Origin of the sequence: Bradyrhizobium sp. HKCCYLRH2015 (genome assembly GCF_051168215.1) — a bacterium.
GTDB lineage: Bacteria > Pseudomonadota > Alphaproteobacteria > Rhizobiales > Xanthobacteraceae > Bradyrhizobium.
Genome location: NZ_JBNPUO010000012.1, coordinates 105161 through 111954, shown reverse-complemented (window position 1 = coordinate 111954; position 6794 = coordinate 105161). Strand labels below are relative to the sequence as shown.

The window sequence follows — 6794 nt, the reverse complement described above, 5'->3', positions numbered from 1 at the left end:
CGTAGCGATGGTCATGAGCAGTCCAGAGCCCAAGGACCCGTCCCTCATCAAGCAGGCGCTGCTGACGATCCGCCGCCTCGAGGCGGAGATCGCGCGCCTCAAGACGCCGGCGCCGATCGCGATTGTCGGCATGGCCTGCCGCCTGCCCGGCGCCGGTACGCCCGCGGAGCTGTGGGACAGTCTCGCCAATGGACGTGACGCAGTGACCGAGACGCCCCGGGATCGCTGGGACAACGCCCGCCTCGTCGATCCGGATCCCGCCACGCCGGGGCACATGACCGCGCGCCACGGCGCATTCTGCGCAGGCGTCGATCGCTTCGATGCCGACTTCTTCAACATCGCGCCGCGCGAAGCCCATGCCATGGATCCGCAGCAGCGTGTGCTGCTTGAGGTGAGCTGGGAGGCGCTGGAGCGCGCCAACCAGGATCCGACCGCGCTCTACGGCAGCCCTGCCGGCGTGTTCGTGGGTCTCGGCACTTTCGACTACGCAACGCTGCAGGCGGCGCCCGAGGATCGCGAGAAGGTCGGGCCCTATCACGTCAGCGGCACGGTGCTCAGCGTGGCCGCCGGCCGCCTGTCTTACGTCCTCGGCCTCACCGGCCCGAGCATGACCATCGACACCGCCTGCTCGTCGTCGCTGGTCGCGATCCACCAGGCCTGCCGCAGCCTGCAGCAGAACGAATGCAGCCTTGCGCTCGCCGGCGGCGTCGGGTTGATCCTCAGCCCGGTCCCAAGCATCGCCTTCTCCAAGGCGCACATGCTGTCGCCGCGCGGGCGCTGCCGCACCTTCGACGCCGGCGCCGACGGCTATGTCCGTGGCGAGGGCTGCGGCGTCGTGGTGCTGAAGCGTCTCGCCGATGCCGAGGCCGACGGCGACACCATCCTCGGCATCATCAGAGGCAGCGCCGTCAACCAGGACGGCGCCAGCGGCGGCCTGACCGTGCCGAGCGGAGCCGCGCAGGAAGCCGTCATGCGCGAAGCACTCGGCCGCGCGTGCCTCGCTGCGTCCGACGTTGCCTATGTCGAGGCTCATGGCACCGGCACGCCGCTCGGCGATCCCATCGAGCTGCGGGCGATCGGCCGTGTCTATGCCACCGAGCGCAACGAGCCGCTGCTTGTTGGATCGCTGAAGACCAATTTCGGGCATCTGGAAGCCGCGGCCGGCGTTGCCGGGCTGATGAAGACCCTTCTCAGTCTGCGGAACGGCATCGTGCCGCCGCATCTGCACTTCGAGACACCCAATCCGAACATCGACTGGGATCACTACCGGCTTGCAGTGCCGCGCAAGCCGACGCCCTTGCCGCCGGGCCGACGCGTCGCCGCCGTCAGCGCCTTCGGCTTCTCCGGCACCAACGCCCATCTCGTCATCGAGGTGCCCGTGCCCGCGGATGTGCCGGCCATTCCGGCGCCTTGCGGCGACGAGCTGCTGGTGATCTCGGCAAAGTCCGCCGCGGCGCTGCGCGAGCAGGCCGAGCAGCACGCGGGTCTGCTGGACGCATTGCCGGCGGCCGAGCTCCGCGATTATTGTGCGACCGCCGCGACCTGCCGCGGCGCGTTCGGGCATCGCCTCACGGCTATCGCATCCGAGCCCAGCGAGTTCGCGCGGCAGCTACGCGCCTTTGCACGCGGTGACGCCACCTCGCAGGCCGCTTCCGCGGTCGCTCGCAGCGTGAGTGGCGACGGCGAACGAACAACCGACCGCCACGCCGCCGCTGCGGCGTTTCTCGCTGGCCGCAGCGTCGACTGGTCGATGCTCTGGCCGCGGCAGAGCTGGCGCAAGCGCGATGTCGCCACCACGGCGTTCCAGCGGCAGCGTTATTGGTTCGACCTCGCAAGCGGCGCGCCCCGCTCTTCGATCGGCGCTCTCGTCCGCTCGGCCGCGCTCGACGCGACCTTGTTTCATTTCCGGCTTGGCCCTTCGCTGCAGCCGCTGCTTGACGATCACGAGGTGCAGGGCGCGATCGTTGTCGCCGGCGCCGTATGGATTGCGGCCGCCCGCGAGGCGGCCATGCGCCTCGGCGTCAGCGGCCTCAGCGACATCAGGCTGCCACAGCCCCTCACGCTGCCGCGTGGCGCTGACGTGGAGGTGGAAATCGCCGTCACTGATGGCGATGCCGATGGCGGCCAGCTCAAACTGATGGGCCGTGCCGCTAATGAGTCGGCATGGCGGCGGTGCCTGACAGCGCGCTTGCAGGACGTCAGCGGGGCTGCGCCCGCGAGCGATCTCGCTGCGCTCCGCGGCGCTTGCCCCGACGCGCTCGATGTCGTCGCGCTCTATGCGCGCGCCCGCCGGTTCGGGATCGCGCTCGGCCCGCGCTTTCGCCATCTGCAGCAGGTCTGGCGCGGCCGAGACCAGGCCCTGGCGCGCTGCGCGCCACTCGATCATCTCACCGCGGATGAAGCAGGTCCGCTGCATCCTGGCTTGATCGATGCGGGCTTTCAATTGCTGCTCGCGGCGCTCGGCGACGACTACAATGCGCCGATCGTCCCGGTGCGTTGCGCCGGCCTGCGATGGACGGGTGGTCCGGACCAGGCGACCGGCTGGTGGCACATGCGCCTGACGCGCCGCGATGCCGACAGCGTCACCGCCGACCTGCGCCTGCTCTCGGACACGGGCGATACGCGGCTCGTGATCGAAGGCTTCGAAGCGCGCGCCATGCCGGCCGACTGGCTGGCCCACGCGGATGCCGCGCCCGACGCCTGTTTCATCGCCGAGCATTGGCGCGCGCAGCGGCTGCACCGGCCCGCCGTCCGCAAGATCGCGGCATCGGTTGCCGCGACAGGCGAACGTCTCGCGGCAACGCCGGCCTACGTCGCCTATCGCGACGGCCAACGGCTGCTCGATGAGGTCAGCCTTTGCTATGCCGCCGGCGCGCTCCATGCGCTCGGCTGGCGCCGTCACCTCGCGCTCGACGGCTCGGTGGAGACGATCGCGGTGCGCTTCGGCATTGCTTTGAACCAGCGCGCCCTGCTCGCGCGCATGCTGTCGATGTTGGCGGAGGCCGGCCTCATCGCCACGATATCCACCGGCTTTGTCGATCGGCTCGACCGGCCGCTGCCGCCGCGCGCGCCCGCCAATTTGCCCGACATCTCGATCGCCGCCGAGTGGCGGCTGCTGTCGCGTTGCGGACCCCGGCTGCACGAGGTGCTCACCGGCAAGCTCGATCCGCTCGAATTGCTGTCGCCCGCCGGCGATCCGCGCCAGCTCGCCGAGCTCTATTCTGAGCCGTTGCCGACGCGCTGTATGAACACGCTGCTGAAGCAGGCGCTGGCGTCCTGGGCCGAACAGGCAGCCCCCGGTCAGATCCAGGTCCTGGAGATCGGTGCCGGAACCGGAGCGACCACGGCCGCCGTGCTCGATGCGCTGCCCAGAGATGCCACACGCTACGTGTTCACCGACATCGGCACCGTGTTCCTGACCGATGCACGCGACCGCTTCGGCGAGCAGATCGAGACGAAGCGTCTCGATATCGAAGCGGAGCCAGCGAGCCAGGGTCTCACGCTGCGAAGCTTCGACATCGTGGTCGCCGCCAACGTGCTGCATGCGACGCGAGACCTTGCCGTCACGCTCGCCCACGCGCGCCAGTTGCTGGCGCCTGGCGGTCTGCTGGTGCTCGTCGAAGCGGTGACGCCGCAGCGCTGGCTCGATCTGACCTTCGGCATGACCGACGGCTGGTGGCGCTTCGATGACGACCGGCGCAAGACCGGCCATGCTTTGCTCGACATCGCCGGCTGGGTCCGGATGCTCACACGACACGGCTTCGACGAGATCTCACCGCTGCTTGGCGCAGAGCCGTTCGGTCAGACCGTCATCCTCGCGCGCGCCGGCCATGTCGTTGCCGAAAGCGAATGGCTTCTCGTGGCCGACGAGGGAGGTGAGGCGGCACGGCTGGCGCAGGTGCTGGCCGAAGCCGGCGCGCAATGCAGCCTGCTGCAACCACCCGAGCTGCATCGCCGTGCGGCCGAAGCGACGGGCCGCGTTCACGTTGTCGACTGCACGGCGCTGGATGCGGCCGGCGCTCCCGACGTCGCAGTCGAAACCATGCGCGCGGCGATCCTCGACACGACGGCGCGCAGTCTCGCCACCTTGCAGCTTGCTGCAAGCCTGTCCTCGCCCGCGCGCGTCAGCATCCTGACCCGCGGTGCGATCGCTGCATCACCGGGCGACCAGGTCGATGGTCTGGTCGCAGCCTCGCTGCCGGGGCTGATGAAAGTGGCAGCGCTCGAGCTGCCGAATCTGGCCGCACGACTGATCGATATCGACGCCAGCACGACCAGCGCCGATCTGCTGGCCGCGCTCGATTGCGACGAGGGCGAAACGCTTCAGGCGGTCCGCAACGGGCGCCGTTTCGTGCCGCGGATTGCGCCAGCCCCGCCGAAGCGGACCGAGGGTTCGCCCGCCACACTTTCGTTCGACGGCATCCAGCTGATCACCGGCGGCTATGGCGGTCTTGGCCTGGCGCTCGCGGAAGCGCTGATCGCGAAGGGGGCGCGCAACATCGCGCTGCTTGGTCGCCGCCCGCCCGATGAGACCATTGCGCGGCGTCTCGCAGGCTGGAGCGCCGCGGGAATCCAGATCCATGCGCTGGTGGCCGACGTCGCGAGCGAGCATGCAATGCAGTCGGTGCTCTCTTCATTGCCCGCCGACGTCCCCATCCGCGGCGTGTTTCACGCGGCCGGCGTGCTCGACGATGCGCTGTTGACTGAACAGTCGCCGGGGCGGCTGGCCCTGGCGTTCGATCCCAAAGTGGCCGGCGCGTTGGTGCTGCATCGGCTGTTTGCGCAGCATGACCTCGGCTGCTTCGTACTGTTCTCCTCCGCCGCATCGCTGCTCGGCTCGGCCGGACAGGCCAGCCATGCGGCCGCCAATGCCTGGCTCGATGCGCTGGCCGCCCATCGGCGTGCGCGTGGGCTTGCCGCAATCAGCATCAACTGGGGCGCCTGGTCGGAGACCGGCGTCGTGGCCGAACACGACCATCAAGGCAATCTGCAGCGCCTCGGCATCGGCGGGATCCGCACCGCGCAAGGTCTCGACGCGCTCTGGCGCATCCTGAAAGCCAATCCGGCGCAGATCGGCGTGGTGCCGCTCGACGTCGATCGCTTCCTGGAGCGCCGCCCGGCGGCGCCTCAACTCGCGGAGCTGCGTGCCGGCCGCGAGCGGCACGTTCCAGCAAAGGCTCGGACGGAGATTGCGGAGCCACGTCCTTCGGATGAGACGCTGCTTGCCGGGGTCCTGGCCGATCTCGCCCGGTCGCTCGGGCGTGATGCAGGCGATGGCATCGATCCCGACCGGCGCTTCGCGGAGCTTGGCCTGGACTCCCTGAGCGGCCTCGACCTGCGCAACCGCCTGCAGGGCCGCACCGGCATCCGCCTGCCGGCCACCGTGATCTTCGACCATCCGACACCGCGGCTGCTCGCATCGCATCTCGAAACGATGCGGGCGGATGCGCCTTCCGCCGAGCCCGTTCCGGCAGGCGACACGCCAATCCTGTCCGACGGCGAGCTCGATGCCCTGTCGGAGGACGAACTCGATGCGCTGATCGACATGCTCGCTGCGGAGGGCACCGGCCGTGACTGACAACAATGCCATCAGACTGAGCCCGTCGCGGACCGGGACCGGGATGCCGGATCAGCCTTGCGGACCACAGCTCCATCTGTCCACCCGTGCCGTTCAAGCAACCGCAGAGCGGCAGACTCCGCAGCCCGCGATCCAGCCGGCCTCGACGGTGTTCTTCGACACTGTCGAGACCCTGCACGAAGCCGAGGCCAATCCGTTCGACGTGTTCTTCTATGGCGGCATGGGCACGCCCGCCGTCAGCAGGATCGAGACGGCGGTCGCCCAGCTCGAGCTCGGCGAACGCGCCATCCTGGTGTCGAGCGGCAGCGCCGCGGTGACCGCGGCCCTGATCGCCTTCGCCCGCGCCGGCCAGCATCTCCTCGTCGCCGACACCGTCGCGTCGAGCACCCGCCGGTTCTGCGAGACCGTGCTGCGCGGCCTTGGCGTCGAGATCGAGTTCTACGATCCGGCCGCCGGCGCCGACATCGCCCGGCTGCTGCGGCCGGGGACCTGCGCGGTCTATATGGAATCGCCGGGCTCGCTGTCGCTGGAGATGCAGGACGTACCCGCCATCGCGGCTGCGGCGCGATCGCACGGCGTCATCACCATTCTCGACAACAGCTGGGGCGCGTTCGGCGCGTTCCGGCCGTTCGAGCACGGTGTCGACGTGGTCGTGGTGTCGCTCGGCAAGCAGGCGGCGGGCCATGCCGACCTGATGCTCGGCGCCCTCGTCACCTCGCATCGCCATGCCGCGCGGCTGAAGGACATCGCCGTACAGCTCGGGCACGTACCCGGCGCGCTGGAATCGTATCTGGCGCTGCGCGGCCTGCGCAGCCTGCCATTGCGCGGCGAGCGCCAGCTGCGCACCACGATCGAGCTCGGCCGCTGGTTCGCCGCACGCGCGGACGTGCGCCGCGTGCTGTGCCCGGCACTGCCTGGCGCGCCGGGGCACGAGCTGTGGCGGCGCGACTGCAGGAGCGCAGCCGGACTGCTGACGATCGCCTTCGCCGCCGAGGCCCGCGACGACGTCATCGCCGCCATCAACCGCCTCGCTCTGAGCCGGCTCGGCTTCGGCTGGGGCGGCGCCGAGAGCCTCGTGCTGCCGATCCTGGAGCCGCCGCCGCGGCAGTTCGCCAAACAGCCGGCGGATGAATTCTGGGTGCGGCTCTCGACCGGCCTCGAGGAGGCTGCCGATCTGATCGCCGACTGGTCGCGCGCACTCGATGGAGACGCGTAG

At 69.9% G+C, this 6794-nt stretch carries 2 protein-coding genes; both read left to right on the top strand.

What is annotated here, in order from left to right:
* Nucleotides 1-13 precede the first annotated feature (13 nt).
* On the top strand, nucleotides 14-5578 hold the full coding sequence (locus ACQR1H_RS28755) for a type I polyketide synthase (RefSeq protein ID WP_434908564.1): 5565 nt from the start codon (nucleotides 14-16) through the stop codon (nucleotides 5576-5578).
* The gene (locus ACQR1H_RS28750) at nucleotides 5571-6794 is read left to right on the top strand and encodes a trans-sulfuration enzyme family protein (protein WP_315804974.1); all 1224 of its coding nucleotides are present in this window, start codon (nucleotides 5571-5573) and stop codon (nucleotides 6792-6794) included. The genes ACQR1H_RS28755 and ACQR1H_RS28750 overlap by 8 nt, the downstream gene beginning before the upstream one ends.

What these genes read in the sequence shown, in the direction of transcription:
- ACQR1H_RS28755 (WP_434908564.1), top strand. Translation starts at nt 14, where the DNA reads ATGAGCAGTCCAGAGCCCAAGGACCCGTCCCTCATCAAGCAGGCGCTG.